The following is an 18112-nucleotide window of genomic DNA, read 5'->3' as shown; positions in this document are numbered from 1 at the left end:
CTCGTGGACGAGGCCCATGGGTGTATAGGGCAGGGCCCGGGCCGGACGACCGCCGGGAGTGTCAATCCCCGCAGACGGCCTCTTCCGGGCTGTGAGGCACGGGCACGGAAGACCGTGCCGACTGTGTTCAGAGCGGCGACGAGAAGCGTCCCGGCGATGACGGCAAATGCCGGTCGCCGGGACGCGGGGTTCCTCCCGCCGTTCGCGGCGACCGAGGCGAGAGGACCGCCCAGGCGGACCGGCATGCGACCGGTCCGCCCGAGCAGCGGGTGTTCCACCCCAAGTGGGTGACCACAGGGGTGGAGCTGGGACGAAGGGTCACGCCAATTCGACGACATCCCCTCGTGCCGCCTTCGACCAGACGTCGAATAGGCGACCCGCCGATCCGCCGACCGGCCCGATGCCCTCCCGCAGCGTCTCAGACGCCGGAAGTCGGGCATTGTCCACCGCGGATACCGCGAGCGCGGCATCATCGATGGTGGACGAACAGACCGTGAGCAGATAGTCGGGAACCCTCAGCGCGGGATCGGTGCACCCCACGAGAGGTGTGCCCACGGCGGCGATCAGGGGGAACACCGTTCCCGGAATCCCGATCGCCGCCTCAGCACGTGCTGCGGCAGTCTGCGACGAGACCTGGCTGATCTCATGGCGGGCCCACAACGCGGGGTCCTCCCTCGGGTGCAGACCCACCATGATCCGCTTGCCGGCCGTCCGCAGTTCCTCCGCGGCCGCCAGCAGGAGATCTGTGCCGGGCGCCGCTTCACCTGTCGAGTCGGGGTGGGTGACGCTCGTCAGGACCAGTACCAGCCCCGGCTCGGGCACCCGCTTCGGCAGATCATCGGTCCGCGGGGAACCGACGACGGTTATCGTCCGCCGAGTGCCGAGATGGCCTGCGAACGCAAGGGCCGCCCCCTGCGACGCGGCGGTGATCGCCCGCAGCCGCGGGCGCAGCCGCCCGGCGTCGGCGGCTTCCCGCGGCCCCAGATAGGCGAGCCCGCTGGCGGCCAGGGGCAGCCTCGGAAATCGACCGGCGACCTCCACCGGCCAGTCACCGGCCCCGGCGACCACGAGCAGATCGGCCGGCGGTGCCGTTCGCGGTGTCGCGGTCGGCACCGGATCCCCGGGCTTGATCCGCGACACGTCGGGCACCACCTGAATGAGCTCCCAGCCGCGCCGCGCGGCCTCGTCGAGCAGTGGCTGCACGTGGTAGGTGCCCCAGGGCTCATTCGTCGTTATCAATACCCGAAGCCCGGGAGGCGGGTGGCCCTGATTCATGTTAATCACCCTCTTATTTGCGCGAAAAACCGACACGCTTTTCGTGTCGGACATAAGAGACTGTACAGGGCAAGGGCGAGCTGGACTCCAGTCGAGCGCTTGAGACCTGGACATGCGACTCCTTGTTCCGTCAGGTCATCGGGCGGATCCGGTCTCGGCGAGCGCAGTCTCGCTGCGAGCGCGGGCCCGTTCCTCGTCGGCGGGGTCGAGCGAGCGTGTGCCGGTGCGGCCAGTCGTACCCGCAGATCGTGAGCACCGTGGCGACGGCGACGGCCACCAGGGTCTGGTTCCATCCGAAGATGCCGTGCAGACCGGATTTAGCCGCAGTCATCATCTGCTGGCGACGCCTCGTCCGCTGATCTTTTTCACCGTCGAGGCTGCCTTGGGGCTCATTTCTGAGATATGGCCCTAGCCGAGATCCGGTTCTTCGGCATCGGGCCGCGCCATGAGGTTCGTGAACTCCTTATGCAGCTCTCTGACCTGGGCGTATGTGTTCGAGTAGGAGGTGAGTACCTCCACGCTGTCACTCTGCCGTGCAAACCACTTCGTCTACGCCGCCGTCTGGGCTTCTGCGCGGTCGTTGGGGTCGGTGAGCCGCGCGTCGTCGACTGCGATCGCCTGTCCTGCGGTGCGGGAGCGGACGCCGGATTAGGGCCGGGTCAGACGAGTTCTTGGGCCCCGAGGCCCTAACGTCCCGAATTTTCGCTGGTTAGCGTACTGAACCGTCAACCAGTGAATCCGGGACTGCTCGGAAAGGTGAACGGCAAATGCAGAGGATCGCGAAGATCGTGGTGGCGGGGACCGTCGGATCGGTGGTCGCTGCCGGTGGCGTATACGCCGGTGGCTTGGCCTTGGACGACGGGCCCGCCGTACAGGCGGGCCGGGTCGCCGGCGACTCCGTGGTGACGCCCGCGGGAGGGCCCGAACAGCACGGCGGGTCCGCGGGCGGGTCGGGTACGGGCGGGATGGGCGCGGGTCAGGCGGGGGCCGGCCGCAAGGCCGGCCAGCCTTGCGCGGTGACCAGCAGGGTCAAGAAGGGGCAGTACGTCGGCACCCACTACTACAAGCCGAACAAGCACCCGTGGCGGGCCACGGGCGAGGGCCCGGGCAACAAGCTCACGTACTCGGGGGAAGACAAGGTCACGACCAAGGCCACCGCCACACTCGGGGCGACGTACGAGCAGATCTCCGCCGGCGTCGCGTTCGAAGTGGGCCAGGAGAAGTCGGTCCGGATCACCTACGACGTCGCCCTGACCAAGAAGGCCTTCTACACCATCCAGGTGAATCAGGTGTTCAAGGGCTGGAAGTTCCACGTCTGGCAGGACACGGGGGTACTAGGCATGGGGTCGCCTCATTCGGGAACCGGTCTCCGATGCGACATACAGAAGAAGAACGTGTACAAGGGTGAGGCGATCGCCTATGATTTCTGGACCCTCTATTACAAGTGCACCTATCGGGTAAAGGGCAAGCTTCGGAATTGCTCCGCCTGACGGGGCCCACCAGAGGCCCTTCGGCCGGGATCGTGAGGGTGCACGGTGTCGACGTGGCGAGGCTGCGGAATGCGCGATCGCGTTCCAAGATCAGCTCGGCGACGCCGCCCGTCCATGAGACCACCGCCTCGGCCACCAGGGACTACGCGTGGTCGGCGCTTCCCTCGCCTTCCCGGTGGCCCGTCGTGTTCTCCGTGCGGCCCGGTAGGTTGCTGGCGTGGACGTACGGGTCACCGGCGTGGTCATCGAGGACGACCGGGTTCTGCTGCTGGACCAGGACACCGATGCCGGGCGGTCGTGGTCCTTGCCTGGCGGCAAGGTGGAAGAGGCCGAGCCGCTGGCCGAGGCGCTGGTCAGGGAGATGCGGGAGGAGACCGGTATCGACGTCGAGGTCGGCCGGCTGCTGTACGTCTGCGATCACATTCGCGGTGATGTGCACGTCCTGCACATCACCTTCGAGGCGCGTCGCGTAGGCGGCACGGTCGTGGCCGGGGCGGCGGACTCCCGGCCGATCCGCGGGGTCGAGTTCGTGCGCCTCGCCGACCTGGTGTCGCTCGGCTTCGGCGAGCGGTTCGTCGGCCTTGCGAAGGCCGGATTCCCCGGCGCCGGTTCCTACATGGGCGCCAAGAGCAACATCGGCCTGTGAGACCAGGGTTGGGCCGTCCAGGGCCGGCGAGCCGACGCCACGATCGGTGACTGCGTGTACCAGGCCGACGACTCCGACTTCGGGTTCGGCGCGAAGCAGGGGGACTGGTACCGGATGCCGTGCGGCCTGCGGCCGGCCAATGGAACGGCCTACAGGGTCGCCGGCCAGACCGCCGACGATCCCGATGACACCGCGCCGCACGGCGCCCGGACGGGACCGGCGGCCAGAGGCTAGCGGCGCACCCTGTACCTCAGATGCAGGACGCGCTCGCCTTGGATGACCACGTGGGGGTCCTCCAGCAGGTGCTGCCGATCGACGCCGCCGAAGAAGCGTTTGCCCGCCCCGAACACCACCGGCACCACGTCCATCGCCACCTCGTCCACGAGGCCGGCCGCGAGGATCTGGCCGCCCACGTCGCCGGCGTTCACGGCGACGGTGCGCTCCCCGGCGAGTTCCCGGGCCTTGTCGATCGCGGCCGTCACGTCGTCGACGAAGTGGTACGACGCCTCTGGGTGCCAGCCCTCGGGCTTGGGCCGGTGGGACACCACGATCACGTGGTCGCCCGCGGGCGGCCGGCCCTCCCAGCCGTTCACCAGGTCGAACAGGGTGCGGCCCATCACGATCGTGCCGATCGTGTCCCACGTCGACCGGACGTACTCCGCCGATGCCTTCGAGACCTTGATGCCGCTTGCGGTTCCGGAATGGTCGTACTCCTCGTCGCCGCCTCCGACGATCGGGGTGTCCCCGTCGAAGTACCAGTCGTGGAGCGTTCCGACCTCGTCGTTCTCGTCGGCGATGAAGCCGTCGACCGACATGACGCTGTGCATGATCACTGTGCCCACAGGTCCCCCTCAGGTCTCCTTGCGTCGTTGTCTCCGATCTTGTCGTCTCCGGGGGCGACGGGGCATGTAAGAAATCAATCGGCGGGCATCGGGCCGCTGTCCGGTGGGAACCCCGGCTCGGCGGGGAACCGGCGCCGCAGGGTCAGGTACTCCGTCGGGGTGTGGCCGGTGAAGTCCTTGAACTCCCGGCTGAAGTGGGCCCGGTCGAAGTAGCCCGCCGTGTGGGCGAGGTCCGACCAGTCGACCGGGCGCAGGGCGTCCACGGACAGGATCAGCCGAGCGAAGCGGTAGATCCGCGCCACCCGCTTCGGGGTGACCCCGACATGTGACTTGAACTGCGCGGCCAGGTGATTGCCGCTCACCCCGGCGGCATCGGCCAGCGCGCCGACGGGGACCGTGCCGTGGGAGGACTCCAGGCGCCCGCCGGTGTGCTGGACCAGGCCGAGACCTCGCGAGGGCGCTTCGGCGAGTCGCGATCGCAGCTCCTCCTCCACGACCCGCAGCGCTTCGGTGGCCGAGGCGATCTCGCCGACCTGGTTGCGGATCCGGTCCAATGACCGCCGCCAGACGGCGTCGACCGGCACCCACCGGTCCCGCAGCTCGGTCACCGGCATGTCGACGAACGGCGAAAGCCCCCAAGGCTTGAAGTGCACTCCGACCAGCCGTACCCGCGTGGGGTGCTCGATGAGGAAACGCCGGGTCCATAGGCCCATGAACCACCCGTCGGCGAACACCGCCGGGGGCACCGAAGGGTCGGAGTCCCACAGGCGGGCAGGCTCGCCCAGGTTGACGAACAGGTGCGCGGACGGCATCGGCGGCACGTTCACCCGGCGGTGGCGCGGCCTCCCGGACAGGCAGTAGATGTCGTCGATGAAGCGGTCGAGCGGCGGGGCGGGCACCCGGCCGACATATTCCATGGGCTCAGTGTGGCCGAAGGGGGGCAGGGCGCCGAAGGATGTCGGCAGCTGCGGTGCGGCCACGACAAGGATACTTACGACCTGTTTCGTAACGGTCGCCTAGCGTATCGGAGAGTGTGACCGTATGGTCGCTCGCCGTAGCGTCTCCTTAGGGCGTGGTCCCACAGCACCACCACGTGCCCCAGGAGGGAGACGGCCGTGCTCTACGGGGTCGATGTGGCGAGTTATCAGGGCAGGCCGAACTGGCGGCGCGTCCATGGCTCGGGGGTCCGGTTCGCGTTCTCCAAGGTCAGTGAATCGACCGACTACGTGAATCCGACCTGGAGCCACAACCGCTCCGGGATGCTCGGGCTCGGCGGCGACTTCGTGCCGGGCGCCTACCACTTCCTGCACGGCGGCAACGGTGCCGCGCAGGCCCGCTACTTCCTGGCCAAGGCCGGTGACGTGTCCCGCCTCGCCGTCGCGCTCGACGTCGAGGCGTCCGGCGCCGACGCGTCCACCGCCAGGGCCTGGGTGGCCGAGGTGAAGAGCCGCACCGGCGGCCATCCCGTCATCGGCTACTTCCCGCGCTGGTACTGGGAGGAGCACGGCCGGCCCGATCTCGGCTTCTTCGACACGCTCTGGCAGTCCCGGTACGTCTCCGGCTCCGGCTCCGCGGCCGATCTCTACCAGAAGGTCCCCGCCTCGTGGTGGACGCCGTACGGCGGGGAGCCGATCTCGATCCTGCAGTACTCGTCCAGCGGTTCGGTTCCGGGCATCACGGGCCACTGCGACGTCAACGCCTTCCGCGGCTCGCTCGCGGAGCTGAAGGCGCTGGCCCTCGGGTCACGCGAGGAGGACGAAGTGCCCATCCGCAGCAGCTACGGCAAGTCCAGGTCCCAGGCTCTGGCATGGGGACGGTTCACCGTCCTCAACTGGGACATCACCCACGCCGACCCAGCCGACTCCCACTCCGAACCGGACAAGGGCCGTCCCGACGGCTATCCCGGTTACGTGGCTCCGCTCTCGACATGGGCGGACATCACCGCCATCGTCGGCGTCGAAGGGATGAGCCCCGGCGACGAGTACCAGATGCGGTTCGAGGTCCACGACTGGGAGGACGGTCAGTCGGCCGGGGTGTGGACCGAAACCCGTGCGGACGCCCTGGCCACCAGTGGCGCCCAGTTCGTCACCGGCGCCATGCCCAAGGGCCTCGGCAAGGGCCAGCACGTGTACGTCGCGATCGCCGTGTTCCCCTCCGGAGGCGACCCCGGAACCCGCCCGGCACCCCGCGCGACGTCCGGCCGCTGGACCATAGCCCAAGACCGCAGCTGACCGGAGCGGCTCTAGGACGCCTGCCTGGTCGCTCGCCACTCTGGGGCGAGCACTGACCAGACCTCGGTGTCCTGCCGTTCTCCGCGGTAGAGGTAGCTTTCTCGCAGGGTGCCGTCTTTCGTCATCCCCAGCCGCTCGGCGACGGAGATGCTGGGCTGGTTGGCGGTCGAGACCCGCCATTCCACGCGGTGGATGCCGCGCTCTTCGATGGCCCAGTCGATGATGGTGCGCACCGCTCTGGTCACCAGGCCCTTGCCCACGGCCGACGGTTCCAGCCAGCAGCCGGCCTCGGCGGTGCCCTGCTCGACGTCCATCGTGACGAAGAGCACCCCGCCCACCAGCCGGCTGCCGGCCCAGATGCCGTAGATGCGCCCTCGGTCGGCCGCGGCCTTGTCGGCGTACGCCTGCAGTTGCGCGCGGCTGGATCTCAGGTCCGTGACGCGGTCCGGAAGCCCGACGTACTGGCCGATGAAGTCTCGTCCTCGGTCGATGTGGGCCAGGAACTCGTCGGCCTGCCATGGTTCGAGCGGTCGCAACTCCGCGCCGTCGCCGCCGAGGGACACCGCGTACATCCTCGCCTCCAGGGTCAGTACCAGCACAGACTGCGCTGGATCTTCTCACGGAGGCGGTGCGCCGGGCCTCGGTGCCCGCGAGCCCCGGTCGGCCGCCGTCGCGGGGTCAGGGGCGCCAGGGCATGTGCTGGAGGGTCCAGGTGTTCCCGTCCGGGTCGGCGAAACGGGCGTAGAAGACGCCGCCCATGTCCTCCACCGGGTCCACGTCGGCGCCGCGCTTGACGAGGTCGGACCTGGCCTGCTCGATGTCGCTGACGACCAGGTGCAGGCCGCGCTGCGTCCCGACCGGCATGTCCATTCCCGGCAGGCCCTCCGTCAGCGCGATCGAGCAGGCCGAGCCCGGCGGTGTGAGCTGGACGTACCGGACGCCGTCCGCGGGTCGCACGTCGACGTCGGCGTTGAAGCCGAGAGCGGTGTAGAACTCCTTGGCCCGGTCGATGTCGGCGACGGGCACCGGGACGAGTTCGAGCAGGAGCATCCCGGGGCGCACGGGCGTTACCGGGGTTTGCGGCTCGGTCATGGGTGGTGTCCTTTCGAGAGAAGGTCGTCGAGTCGGTCGTAGGACTGGCCCGCGCCGCGCCGCATCGGGCTGCGGAGCACGCTGTCGCGTATCTCGCGGGTGGGGTAGCGAACGGTGATGTTCATGGCGGTGCGGCCGTCCCGCTCGTCGAAGACGGTGGTGACCAGGGCCTCGCCGGCCTCCCAGCCGTCGCGGATCTCGCTCTGCACCAGCCTGGCGGGCGCGTCCACCTCGAGGAAGACGCCGCCGTAGCCCATCTCGGCGCCGCCCGGGCCGTGGGAGACGAAGCGCCAGGTGCCGCCGGGGCGCAGGTCGATCTCGCAGACGACGAGTGTCCAGCCGCGGGCGCCGTGCCACTGCCTGAGCAGTGCCGGACGGGTGAACGCGTCGAACACCCGCCGGCGGGGCGCGTCGAACGTCCTGCTGAGCAGGATCTCGGTGCCCGGCGGCGCGCTGACCACGAGGCCCGCCCCGCGGGGCGGCCACGCCGTCACGAGTCCTCCTGCTCTTCGAGCCTTGCGAGCAGTTCGTCGAGCCGCTGGTAGCTCTCCTCCCAGTACTGGCGGAAGTCCGCGAGCCAGTCCAGCGCCTCCCGGAGGGGACGGGCCTCAAGCCGGCACGGCCGCCGCTGCGCGTCCCGGCCCCGCGAGACCAGGCCGGCACGTTCCAGGACGCGCAGGTGCTTGGACACGGCGGGCTGGCTCATGGCGAAGGGCGCGGACAGTTCGCCCACCGAGGCGTCGCCCTGGGTGAGCCGGGTCAGGATCGCGCGCCTGGTCGGGTCGGCCAGGGCGGCGAACGTCGTGTCCAGAGTGCTGGTGTCCACTAGGTCAACCTTCCGGTTCTATAACCAGATGGTTTTGTACCCGTGGACGTCCCGACCTGTCAAGCGAGGGGTGGGACGAGGGCGCGCCCGGCCGGGGACGTCCGCAGGCCGGACGCCCCCGGTACCGGCGCGGCGAGGCTCAGAAGGTCATGCGCGAGTCGGTGTCCTTGCGGTCGTGCTCCTGCGGCGAGTACGGCACGGTCACCGGCATCGGCAGGTGGAAGCCCTTGATCCCGGGCAGCAGCCTGACGTGGGACGGGAGCGCGCCGCCCCATGTCGGGGACCACAGGGACAGCGAGTCGTGAAGGTCGAGCAGCTCGTCGTAGCCCGGCTGCGTGGCGCCCACCAGCAGCATCTCCGGCGGCAGGGTCATCCCGCAGTACTTGGCCCACAGGTCGCGGCGCAGGCGGCGGACGAGGCCGGTGTCCGTGGCGTCCAGGACCGCGACGGACAGTTCGGTGTCGGTGTAGAGGCTGCGCCGCATCGCGTTGGCCGAGCCCACGACGCAGAAGACATCATCGATGATCGTCACCTTGCAGTGCACCGTCGTGCCGGGCCAGCCGTAGATCTCCACGCCCCGCAGGCCGCTGGGCCCGCCGAAGAGGACCGTGGGCACGTGCGGGATCAGGTGCCCGTTGACCGCCTCCGGCATGTCGCCGCTCGGAGGGTCGGCGGGGTCTCCGCCGTGCAGCAGGATCACCTTGAGATCCGGTTTCGCCAGCATCCGGGCGTTGATCCAGCCCATGATCTCTTCGCTGCTGAACGCCTGGTCCGCGATGAAGATGTACTTCTCGGCCTGGCCGATCGCCTTCTCCAGCGCCACCTTGAACTCGAAGAGACCGTCCGGCGCGAAACTGACCGGTTCCTTTCTGAAGCCGACGCCGGCGGTGATGAGTGCCCGCACCACCGAGCTCTTGTCGTAGAGCCACTCCGGGCCGGACGAGGAGAACCGCATCTGCGGCACGGTCCGCAGCACCTGGACGTGGGCTCCGGTGCCGTCCCCGCGCGGTGGTTCCGGCGGGTCGGGGACCGGCGCGGCCGTCTTGAGCCGCGATGCGATCGGGTGGTGGTCGACCAGGAAGTCCTCGGCCGGCAGCCTGAGGTTCTCGGCCCACATCTGCTGGAAGAAGCGGTGGACCGCCGTGGCCGCGGGCCCGGTGACCCGCACCGCGAGGTCGTGCCAGGTCGGGGCCGTCCGGTCCATGACCGGGTCGATGCCGCCTGTGAAGGCGCGCGTGGACTTGTGGTCGCCGGCCACCACCAGCTTGCAGTGGACAGCGCCCAGCGGGTGCGCGGTCAGGTTGACCATCACCTTGCCGGCGTCCTGCTCGCCGAAGCGGCTGCGCATCTCGGCGACGCTGAGCAGCGTCTGCGCGTTGACGATGCGGATCCCCCCGAGATCGGGGACGGCGTACCGGGCGGCGAACGGCGACACCCAGGCGAGGATCCGCACATCGGCGCCGGACTTGTGCAGTTCTTCCAGGCGCCTGGAGAGAAGCGCGCCGCTCGGGAGCGTCAGCGGCGGGTATTCCGCGCCGACCCGCACCGGTCGCGTCAGATCCTTCAGCACCGGGAATTGCTGGACGACGGTGCTGCCGAACTCACCGAAGGCCTGGATCTCGGTGTCGGCGGGCAGTTTGGCCAGGCCGAGCCACCACGCGGTCAAGTACAGGTACCGGCCCTTGGCGTTGGACGCGCACAGGGCCTCGATCTCGCCTTCGAGCGCCTTGAAGTACGCCACTCCGTTGACGAAGTGGTCGACCGTGTTCCCGGACAGATCGCCAAGGAAGTTCTGTTGCGGCGCGTACTCGCCGTCGCCCCATTTCGTCCGATCGGTCTCGCGTACCAGGTACTTGCCGATCAGAGTCTGCGGCTTGGTCGAAGGATTCATCCCAACCCCCTTCTCCCCGGTCTCCCGCCGGGGACGAGCCCCGACGATAAGGTCGCGGAACCGCCCGCCAGAATGAACGAAAAGGTGACAACCAACGCCCATAACTGGCCGAAATGGGACAAGATTGTTCTGCAACGGCCGGTGAGTTTCTTCGGAAGTCGGGCCTACTTCGCAGTTCGCAGTATCTTTGGTCAATGCGGATCGAAGTGCTGTCAGACCATCCGGGGGCTCAACTTCAGGAGACCGACGCGGCGCTGGCCCGCCAGCGAGACCACATCGCCGATCACGCCCGGGCCGTGGACGCCCTGCGCCGCCGGCAGCGGGCCGCACGCCGATGGTGGCAGTTGGGCAGGTGGCTCAGGGACGCCCGTGAACTGCAGGCCCTGCAGCGGACCGCGCCGGTGGCCGACCCGACGGTCATGCACCGGCGTGCGCAGCAGCAGGCCGGCGTCGACGCCGAGGATCGGGTGGCGGCCGAACTCGAACGCTCCCTGCGCGGGGACTGGACGCTGTTCCGCGGTTATGCCAACCGGCGCGGCGAGGTCGACCATCTGCTGGTCGGGCCCGGCGGCGTCTGGGCGGTCGAGGTGAAGGGCCGCGGCGTACGGGTGCACGTCACCGGCGACGACTGGCGGTTCGAGAAGTTCGACCGCTACGGAAACCGGGTGGAGTCGGGCGTGCTGGCCGACCGCCGGGGGCGCAGCTGGGGACGGCAGGTCGGCGAGGTCGCCGGAGCGCTGGAGGAGTTCCTGCGTTCCCGCGGCACGCCCGTCCCCGTACGTACCGCGGTCGTCGTCATGCACGATCGAGCGGAACTCGGCACGTGCCGCCAGCCGGGGGTCGACGTCGTCAGCATTGGAATCCGGTCCCTGGTGGACCAGGTCTCCAGGACGGCCGGCACCCTCGATCACGAAGCCCGGCACAGGATCGGTGACCTGGTCCGGCGCGACCATCGCTTCCATGCGCAACGACGGTCCGGAGGCCGCCGCTGACCGGTGCCGGCAGGATCACGGCGTGGTGAGGGTGGCCATGGCTCGGTCGGGCTCCCAGTGGGCGCGCAGGGACGTGATCTTGCCGGCGTCGTCCACCGTGTAGACGAGGACGCAGTCGATGGTCATCGTGGCGCCGTCGGGCGTCGTGGTCGTGATCGTCGCGACGTTGGCGCAGCAGGGGCCGTTGGCGAAGGAGTCGGCGACGCGGAAGCGGAAGCCGGCGATCGTGGAGATGAAGGAGCTCCAGAAGTTCTCGATGCCGTCCGGGCCCCGGTGGCCCGCGCCCTCCGGGTCGAGGAAGGACGGGCCGACCGGGTCCTCGATGAGGGCGTCCGGGGCGAACAGGGCCAGCCACTCGTCCTTGCGGCCCTCGGCGACGGCGGTCATGGAGGCGCGGGCGGCGCGGCGGGCCGGGTGGTCGGAGTCGGGGGCGTCCCAGGCGATGGCATCCACTGTAACGTGTTCTCGTTTCGGGGTCAGGAGGCGGTCTTGGCGATGACGGTCTCGGCGAACCGTTCGAGGTGCTCGATCTTCTTGTCCAGCGGCTCGGTGTCGGGACCCTTGGCGTAGGGCATCCGGAAGCCGACGATCACGTCGGTGACGCCCCTGTCCTCCAGCCGCCGCACGCCGTCGGGCGTGTAGGCGTCCATCGAGATCACGTGCACCTCGAAGGGGTCGCCGGCCTTGCCCTCCGCCTCGCGGATCCGGTCCAGCCGGGCCAGCAGGTCGTCCAGGTCGTCGCCGCCGCCCGCGTGCATCCAGCCGTCCCCGCGCACGACGGCGCGGCGCAGCGCGGCCTCGCTGTGCCCGCCGACCAGGATCGGGAAGGGGCGCGCCGGGCAGATCTTGATCGCCGGGACGTCGAAGTGCTCGCCGTGGTACTCGAAGTACTCGCCGCCGCTCAGCCCCCGGACGATGTCGATGGCCTCGTCCATCCGCCTGCCGCGCCGCTCCCACGGGACGCCCATCACCTCGAAGTCCTCGCGCCAGGGGCTGAGCCCGACGCCGAGGCCGAGCCGCCCGCCGGTCAGGCACGCGATCGACGTCGCCTGCTTCGCCACCAGGACGGGGGGACGCACCGGCAGTTTGAGCACGAACGGCGTGAACCGCAGCCGGGTGGTCACCGCCCCCATGGCCGCGATCAGTGTGAACGTCTCGATGAAGGGCTTGTCCTCCAGGAACTCCCGGTTCCCGTCCGCGGTGTACGGATACACCGAGTCCGACTCCTTCGGGTACACCAGCGAGTCGGCGACCGACATGCTCGTGTACCCGGCCTCCTCGGCGGCCTTGGCCAGCGGGAGGTAGAACGACGGATCCGTCATGGCCTCGGCGTAGGTGAACCTCATGCCGGAATAGTAGAACGTGTTCCACTTCGGTGCCAGGGGCGCCGCGTTGTTGCCCGGGGGTGCGGGGGGTGGTTCGGTGGGGGGATGGAGCGCAGGATCGCGATCGTCACCGGGGGGACGTCCGGGATCGGAAAGGAGATCGCACGGGGGCTGGCCCGGGCGGGGATGCTGGTGGGGATCGTCTGCCGGAACGAGCTGCGCGCCGCGGCGACCGTGGAGGAGCTGACGGCGGACGTGCCGGGCGCGCGGGTCGAGACGTTCATCGGGGACCTGTCGGTGCAGATGGACGTCCGGCGGGTGGCGGCGTCGCTGGAGGAGCGGTTCGACCGGCTGGACGTGCTGGTCGACAACGCGGGCGTGTACCTGCTGCGGGCCAAGGTCAGCGCGGACGGGTACGACCGCGTGATCGCGACGAACCACCTGGGGCCGTTCCTGCTGACGAATCTGCTGCTGGGGCTGCTGGAGAAGGGCGCGCCGTCGCGGGTGGTCGTCGTGGCGTCGGAGGCGCACCGGTTCTCGGACCGGCTCGACGTCGAGCGGATGGCCGAGCCCGGATCGTACGGCCCGGCCGGGGCGCTGCGCGTGTACGGGCGGTCGAAGCTGCTCAACATCCTGTTCGCGCAGGAACTGGCCAGGCGGATGGAGGGCAGCGGCGTCACGGCGAACGCGGTCTGCCCGGGCTTCGTCGCGACGAGTCTGGGCAGGGACGTCCGCGGGACCGAGCGCGTGATGGCCCTGTTCTCGCACACCCCGGTGATGCGGACCCCGGCGCAGGGGGCGCGGATGGCGTTGCGGCTCGCGCTGGACGAGGAGTTCGAGGGGCGCAGCGGCGGCTACTACACCTCGGCGCCGGGCGCAGGGATGCTGCCGACGGTCGAGGCCTTGAAGGATCCGGAGCTGCGGCGGGCGGTGTGGGACCGTTCTGTCCGCCTTGTGGGGCTGCCTGCCCTATAGGGTCAGGGTGCGTGAGCCAACCGTACGGACCGCCCGACCGGCCGGGTGCCTGGACCGGCCCGCCGCAGCCGGGCCCGCCGCCCAGTCCCCAGCCGGCCCCCCGGCAGCCCAGCCCCGCGCAGCAGTCGGGCCCCGCGCAGCCGGGCCCGCAGCCGCGGCAGCGGCCGTCCGCGTTCAAGGACTTCTTCAACGGCGTGGGCTACCTGCTGCGCGGCATCGGATGGGTGGCGCGGCACCCGGCCCAGTGGCTCTTCGGGCTGATCCCCGCACTGATCGTCCTGGCGGTGTACGCCGCGGCGCTGGTATTCCTGGCGTACCGGATCGACGACCTGGCCGGATGGGTGACGGGGTTCGCCGACGGCTGGTCGGACGCGGCGCGGACGTCGGTGCGGGTCGTGGCCGGGATCGCGCTGTACGGGTCGGCCCTGTTCTTCGCGATCATCACGTTCACGGCGATGACGCTGCTGGTGGGCGACCCGTTCTACGAGTCCATCGCGGTCCGGGTGGAGGAGTCGCAGGGCGGCGCGCCGCCGGAGCCGGACGTCCCGCTGCTGGTCCAGATCGGGCGGGCGGTCAAGGACGCGCTGATCCTCGGGGCCGTGGCGCTGGTGTTCGCGATCGTGTTCTTCGCCTGCGGCTTCCTGCCGGTGGTGGGGCAGACGGTCGTGCCGGTGGTCGCGGCGCTGGTGTCGGGCTACTTCCTCGCGGGCGAGCTGACGTCGATCGCGCTGGAGCGGCGCGGGCTGCGGCGCCGGGACCGGTTCACGCGGCTGAAGGCGCACCGCCCGCTCGCCGTCGGGTTCGGCGCGGCGACCTTTGTGGTGTTTCTCATCCCGCTGGGCGCGGTGCTCGCGATGCCCGGCGCGGTGGCCGGCGGGACGCTGCTGGCACGGGAACGCCTGGCCGACGACCCGTCGGCCGAGGCGGGCCTGACGAGTCCCGGGTGAGGCGGCGGGGACGCCGCCACCGAGGCGATGAGAAGATGTGTCCTGAGCGTGATGACCGGCCGGAACGGCATGAGTGATCTTGGCGTAACGTGTGCCGCATGTCCGATCAGGGGGAGCGCAGTGTGCGCTGGACCGAAATGAGCGAGAGCGAGCCGCGGGACGGCGCGGACGGTGCGACCGGGCCGCAGGCGGCCTTCCCCGAGCCGAAGGTGCCGGAGGTGCCGGTGCCCCCGCCGACGGGCCGCACCGACTTCTCCGCGTCCGGCGAGGGCGCCGGGACGCACGACGTCTGGGGCAAGGTCGAGACCGGGCGCCGGGAGACCGCGGCGGGCGAGGAGCCGGACCCCGAGGACGTCAAGGTGGCGCCCGTGGCCGAGGAGGCGCCCCAGTGGGAGGGGTCGCTCTTCGACGAGGGCGCCGACGACGGTGACGCCGACGACAGGTACGTCCCGGCCGTCCCCACCGGGTCCGGGCAGCCGGCGAAGCCCGGCAAGCCGAGCAGCGGCAACTGGCAGATGCCCGACTGGATGGCCGACGAGGACGCCGCGGACGCCAAGCTCGGCGGCTCGCCGAAGCCGCAGCGCGACGTCCTGGACGAGCGCGGCGGACGCTCCCGGCTCGTGCTGTTCGGCGGGGTCGGCCTGCTGGTGGTCGCGCTCCTCGCGGCCGGCGGCGTCTACTTCATGAAGAGCGGCGGCGACGAGCCCGGCGACACCTCCGACACGTCCGGCAACGCCGACCGGCGGGCCGCGGCGGAGCAGTCCGAGGCGGCGCAGGCGGAGATGCCGCCGGACAAGCGCCTCGCGACGTTCGCCGGGAAGCCGAGCCGGATGCTCGGGCGGGTCAACGACGCCCACTCCGGGCTGTCGTATCCGCGGCTGGCCGCCCCCTGGCAGGTGCCCACCAAGAAGAACAAGCTGGGCACGCCGGGATGGTCGGGGCAGCAGATCCTCCTGACCGAGCGGCACGCGGGACGGTTCTGGTACGGGCAGCTCCTCACCGGCACGCTGATCCCGACCCTGCAGAGCGCCTACCAGGGGCCGGACAGCGTGAAGGCCGTGGCCGGCATGGCCGCGAAGGGCTACGAGGCGCAGTACTACGCGTTCCCCCACAAGTCGGCGCCCCTGGCGTCGCAGGCGCTGAACGTGGACGGGCACAAGGGCTGGCTGGTCGCCTCGTACCTCACCTACAAGCGTTCCGGGGTGCGCGCGACGGGTGAGATCGTCGTCGTGGCGGTCGTCGACACCGGCCGGAAGGCGCCGGCGGTGGTGTTCGCGTCGATGCCGAACACGCACCGCAAGCAGTGGCCGGACGTCAACCGGTTCCTCGGACAGCTCAAGATCGCCTCCTGACCGACGGCCTCCCGACCGATCGCCTCCTGACAACCGAATCCCGTTCTCATACGCTGGGCCACCCCTGAGAAAGGTGTGGCCATGGCCATCGGGCTGACCGAGGAACACGAGGCGCTGGCGGCGTCGGTGCGCGGCTTCGCCGAGCGGGCCGTCACGCGGGAGGCCGTCCGGGACGCGGACGCGGGCTTCTGGCCCGCGCTCGCCGAACAGGGGCTCCTCGGCCTGCACCTGCCCGAGGACGTGGGCGGCGAGGGCTTCGGGATCCTGGAGCAGGCCGTTGCGCTGGAGGAGCTGGGACGGGTGCTCGCTCCCGGCCCGTATGCGCCGACCGTGCTCGCCTCCGCGATCCTGCACGCGGCCGGGGCGGACGTGCGCGGGCTCGTCGCGGGGGCCCGGAAAGCGGCGGTCGGGCTTTCCGGCGGCCTCGCCACGAACGGCTCCACCGTCTCCGGGACGGTGCAGCCGGTGCTGGGCGCCCCGCTGGCCGACCTCTTCGTCCTCCCGGCCGGTGGCCGGTGGGTCGTCCTGGGGCGGGACGAGGTCACCGTCGAGCCGCTGGAGTCCCTCGACATCACCCGTCCGGTGGGATCGGTCACGGTCGAGGGCGTGTCCCTTCCGGACGAGTGCTTCGTCAGCGGCGTGGACGTGCACGCTCTCGCGGCCGTCCTCCTCGGGGCCGAGGCATGCGGCGTGGCAGGACGTGCCCTGGACGACGCCGTCGCGTACGCGAAGCTGCGCGAGCAGTTCGGCCGTCCGATCGGCCAGTTCCAAGGCGTCAAGCACAAGTGCGCGCGGATGCTCATCGCCGTTGAGCGCGCCAGGGCGGCGGTGTGGGACGCCGCGCGCGCTCTGGACGAGCCAGAAGACCAGCGCGCCTACGCCGTGGGAGTGACGGCCGCTCTGGCGGCGGACGCCGCCGTCACCTGCGCCGAAGGCAACATCCAGATCCATGGGGGCGTCGGTTACACCTACGAGCACGATGCCCACCTTCTCTACCGGCGGGCCCTCACCCTCCGCGCGCTCCTGGGACGGGCCGGCACGCACCGCGCGGAGGTCGCCGCGCTTGCGGTCAGGGGCGTCCGGCGCCCGATGAGCATCGAACTGGCCGAGGACGCGGCACCGGTCCGCGAGGACATCCGCGCCCGCGTCGCCGAGCTGGCCGCGATGGAGCCGCTCGAACAGCGCGCCGCGATGGCCGAGGGCGGCTGGGTGACGCCGCACCTGCCGGAGCCCTGGGGACGGGACGCCGGTCCCCTCGAACAGATCGTGATCCAGCAGGAGCTCGGCGCCGCGAAGGTGCGGCCGGTGCCGCTGATGATCGCGGCATGGGTCGTGCCCTCGCTGGTCCAGTACGGGACTGCCGCGCAGCAGGGGCGGTTCCTGCCGCCGACGCTGCGCGGCGAGATCATCTGGTGTCAGCTGTTCTCCGAGCCGGGCGCGGGCTCCGACCTCGCCGGGCTGCGGACCCGCGCCGAGCGCGCCGAGGGCGGCTGGACGATCACCGGGCAGAAGATCTGGACGTCGCTGGCCCGCGAGGCGCAGTGGGGGATCTGCGTCGCGCGCACCGATCCGGACCGTCCCAAGCACGAGGGGATCACCTACTTCCTCGTCGACATGGCCTCGCCCGGCATCGAGGTCCGCCCGCTGCGCGAGTGCACCGGCGACGCCGTGTTCAACGAGGTCTTCCTCGACGGGGTGTTCGTGCCGGACGACCTCGTCGTCGGCCCGGTCAACGAGGGCTGGCGCGTGGCCCGCACGACGCTGGCGAACGAGCGGGTCGGCCTGACGAGCAGCTTCCAGCTCGGCGGCGACCTGCCCAAGCTGCTCGACCTCGCGGCGGAACTCGGTCTGGACGGGGACCCCGTCGTCCGCGACGGGATCGGGCGCCTCGCCTGCGACGAGCACGCGTTCAACCTGCTCGGGCTGCGCGCCACGCTCAAGCGGCTTTCGGGCACCGACCCGGGGGCGACGGCGAACGTCCGCAAGCTGGTGGCGATGGAGCACGGTCAGCAGGCCACCGAGTTCGGGTTCACGCTGCTCGGCGAGGAGGGCGCCCTGACCGGCGGGCGCCGCGATCCCCTGCGCGCCCGCTGGACCCGCTACCTGCTCGCCTCCCGTGCGATGACGATCGGCGGCGGCACCACCGAGGTCAACCTGAACGTGATCGGCGAGCGGATCCTCGGCCTGCCCCGCGACCCCGAGCCGGTCGGGTAGCGTCCAGGCTCACA

At 70.6% G+C, this 18112-nt stretch carries 19 protein-coding genes; 9 read left to right on the top strand and 10 right to left on the bottom strand.

Annotated features, from left to right (window positions below):
- Positions 1–318 precede the first annotated feature (318 nt).
- Positions 319–1275: a hypothetical protein gene (locus BJ999_RS36180; protein WP_218935398.1), complete on the bottom strand. Its 957-nt coding sequence runs from the start codon at positions 1273–1275 to the stop codon at positions 319–321.
- Between the two features lie 767 nt (positions 1276–2042).
- Here BJ999_RS36180 and BJ999_RS36175 point away from each other — a divergent pair.
- The 3 genes from BJ999_RS36175 (at position 2043) to BJ999_RS36165 (ending at position 3645) form a co-directional block, all read left to right on the top strand.
- The gene (locus BJ999_RS36175; protein ID WP_179837423.1) at positions 2043–2765 is read left to right on the top strand and encodes a hypothetical protein; all 723 of its coding nucleotides are present in this window, start codon (positions 2043–2045) and stop codon (positions 2763–2765) included.
- A gap of 217 nt (positions 2766–2982) precedes the next feature.
- Positions 2983–3411 (top strand): NUDIX domain-containing protein, encoded by a 429-nt coding sequence (locus tag BJ999_RS36170; RefSeq protein WP_179837422.1) that lies wholly within the window; start codon positions 2983–2985, stop codon positions 3409–3411.
- Between the two features lie 54 nt (positions 3412–3465).
- On the top strand, positions 3466–3645 hold the full coding sequence (locus BJ999_RS36165) for a hypothetical protein (RefSeq protein ID WP_179837421.1): 180 nt from the start codon (positions 3466–3468) through the stop codon (positions 3643–3645).
- Here the strand turns inward: BJ999_RS36165 and BJ999_RS36160 are convergent.
- Positions 3642–4253, bottom strand: a complete 612-nt coding sequence (locus BJ999_RS36160; protein ID WP_179837420.1) for a dihydrofolate reductase family protein — start codon at positions 4251–4253, stop codon at positions 3642–3644. The two genes, BJ999_RS36165 and BJ999_RS36160, sit on opposite strands and share 4 nt — an antisense overlap.
- A gap of 74 nt (positions 4254–4327) precedes the next feature.
- Complete coding sequence (locus BJ999_RS36155; protein WP_179837419.1) at positions 4328–5170, bottom strand: helix-turn-helix domain-containing protein; 843 nt, start codon at positions 5168–5170, stop codon at positions 4328–4330.
- 198 nt (positions 5171–5368) lie between these two features.
- On the opposite strand from BJ999_RS36155, the gene BJ999_RS36150 reads away from it, so the two are divergent.
- Positions 5369–6484, top strand: coding sequence for a glycoside hydrolase family 25 protein (locus BJ999_RS36150; RefSeq protein ID WP_179837418.1), 1116 nt, complete (start codon positions 5369–5371; stop codon positions 6482–6484).
- Positions 6485–6495: 11 nt separating this feature from the next.
- Here BJ999_RS36150 and BJ999_RS36145 read toward each other — a convergent pair whose 3' ends face one another.
- The 5 genes from BJ999_RS36145 to BJ999_RS36125 form a co-directional block, all read right to left on the bottom strand.
- Positions 6496–7056 carry a GNAT family N-acetyltransferase gene (locus BJ999_RS36145; RefSeq protein WP_179839041.1) on the bottom strand — a complete coding sequence of 187 codons (561 nt, stop codon included), beginning with the start codon at positions 7054–7056 and terminating at the stop codon, positions 6496–6498.
- Positions 7057–7162: 106 nt separating this feature from the next.
- The gene (locus BJ999_RS36140) at positions 7163–7576 is read right to left on the bottom strand and encodes a VOC family protein (RefSeq protein WP_179837417.1); all 414 of its coding nucleotides are present in this window, start codon (positions 7574–7576) and stop codon (positions 7163–7165) included.
- Entirely contained in the window at positions 7573–8070 is a 498-nt protein-coding gene (locus tag BJ999_RS36135) for an SRPBCC family protein (protein ID WP_179837416.1), read from the bottom strand. Before BJ999_RS36135 ends, BJ999_RS36140 begins: the two co-directional genes overlap by 4 nt.
- Positions 8067–8402, bottom strand: coding sequence for an ArsR/SmtB family transcription factor (locus BJ999_RS36130; RefSeq protein ID WP_179837415.1), 336 nt, complete (start codon positions 8400–8402; stop codon positions 8067–8069). Before BJ999_RS36130 ends, BJ999_RS36135 begins: the two co-directional genes overlap by 4 nt.
- 139 nt (positions 8403–8541) lie before the next feature.
- A complete protein-coding gene (locus BJ999_RS36125; RefSeq protein ID WP_179837414.1) occupies positions 8542–10293 on the bottom strand; it encodes a phospholipase D family protein in 1752 nt (583 codons plus the stop codon).
- 194 nt (positions 10294–10487) lie between these two features.
- Here BJ999_RS36125 and BJ999_RS36120 point away from each other — a divergent pair, with 194 nt between their 5' ends.
- Positions 10488–11285 (top strand): nuclease-related domain-containing protein, encoded by a 798-nt coding sequence (locus BJ999_RS36120; protein ID WP_179837413.1) that lies wholly within the window; start codon positions 10488–10490, stop codon positions 11283–11285.
- Positions 11286–11300: 15 nt separating this feature from the next.
- Here BJ999_RS36120 and BJ999_RS36115 read toward each other — a convergent pair whose 3' ends face one another.
- Both BJ999_RS36115 and BJ999_RS36110 read right to left on the bottom strand, forming a co-directional pair.
- The gene (locus BJ999_RS36115) at positions 11301–11738 is read right to left on the bottom strand and encodes a nuclear transport factor 2 family protein (RefSeq protein ID WP_229809994.1); all 438 of its coding nucleotides are present in this window, start codon (positions 11736–11738) and stop codon (positions 11301–11303) included.
- Between the two features lie 23 nt (positions 11739–11761).
- Positions 11762–12631 carry a TIGR03619 family F420-dependent LLM class oxidoreductase gene (locus BJ999_RS36110; RefSeq protein ID WP_179837412.1) on the bottom strand — a complete coding sequence of 290 codons (870 nt, stop codon included), beginning with the start codon at positions 12629–12631 and terminating at the stop codon, positions 11762–11764.
- An 84-nt stretch (positions 12632–12715) separates the two neighbouring features.
- Between BJ999_RS36110 and BJ999_RS36105 the strand changes: the two genes are divergently transcribed.
- From BJ999_RS36105 to BJ999_RS36090, 4 genes are all read left to right on the top strand, one after another.
- Positions 12716–13585 (top strand): SDR family NAD(P)-dependent oxidoreductase, encoded by an 870-nt coding sequence (locus BJ999_RS36105; protein WP_179837411.1) that lies wholly within the window; start codon positions 12716–12718, stop codon positions 13583–13585.
- 11 nt (positions 13586–13596) lie between these two features.
- Positions 13597–14532, top strand: a complete 936-nt coding sequence (locus tag BJ999_RS36100; RefSeq protein ID WP_229809993.1) for an EI24 domain-containing protein — start codon at positions 13597–13599, stop codon at positions 14530–14532.
- 98 nt (positions 14533–14630) lie between these two features.
- Positions 14631–15884, top strand: a complete 1254-nt coding sequence (locus tag BJ999_RS36095) for a flagellar basal body-associated FliL family protein (protein ID WP_179837410.1) — start codon at positions 14631–14633, stop codon at positions 15882–15884.
- A gap of 81 nt (positions 15885–15965) precedes the next feature.
- The gene (locus BJ999_RS36090) at positions 15966–18098 is read left to right on the top strand and encodes an acyl-CoA dehydrogenase family protein (protein ID WP_179837409.1); all 2133 of its coding nucleotides are present in this window, start codon (positions 15966–15968) and stop codon (positions 18096–18098) included.
- Positions 18099–18112: the final 14 nt, after the last annotated feature.

Source organism: Actinomadura citrea (genome assembly GCF_013409045.1).
In the GTDB taxonomy this organism is placed as follows: domain Bacteria; phylum Actinomycetota; class Actinomycetes; order Streptosporangiales; family Streptosporangiaceae; genus Spirillospora; species Spirillospora citrea.
This window is presented reverse-complemented; position numbering and strand designations above follow the sequence as displayed.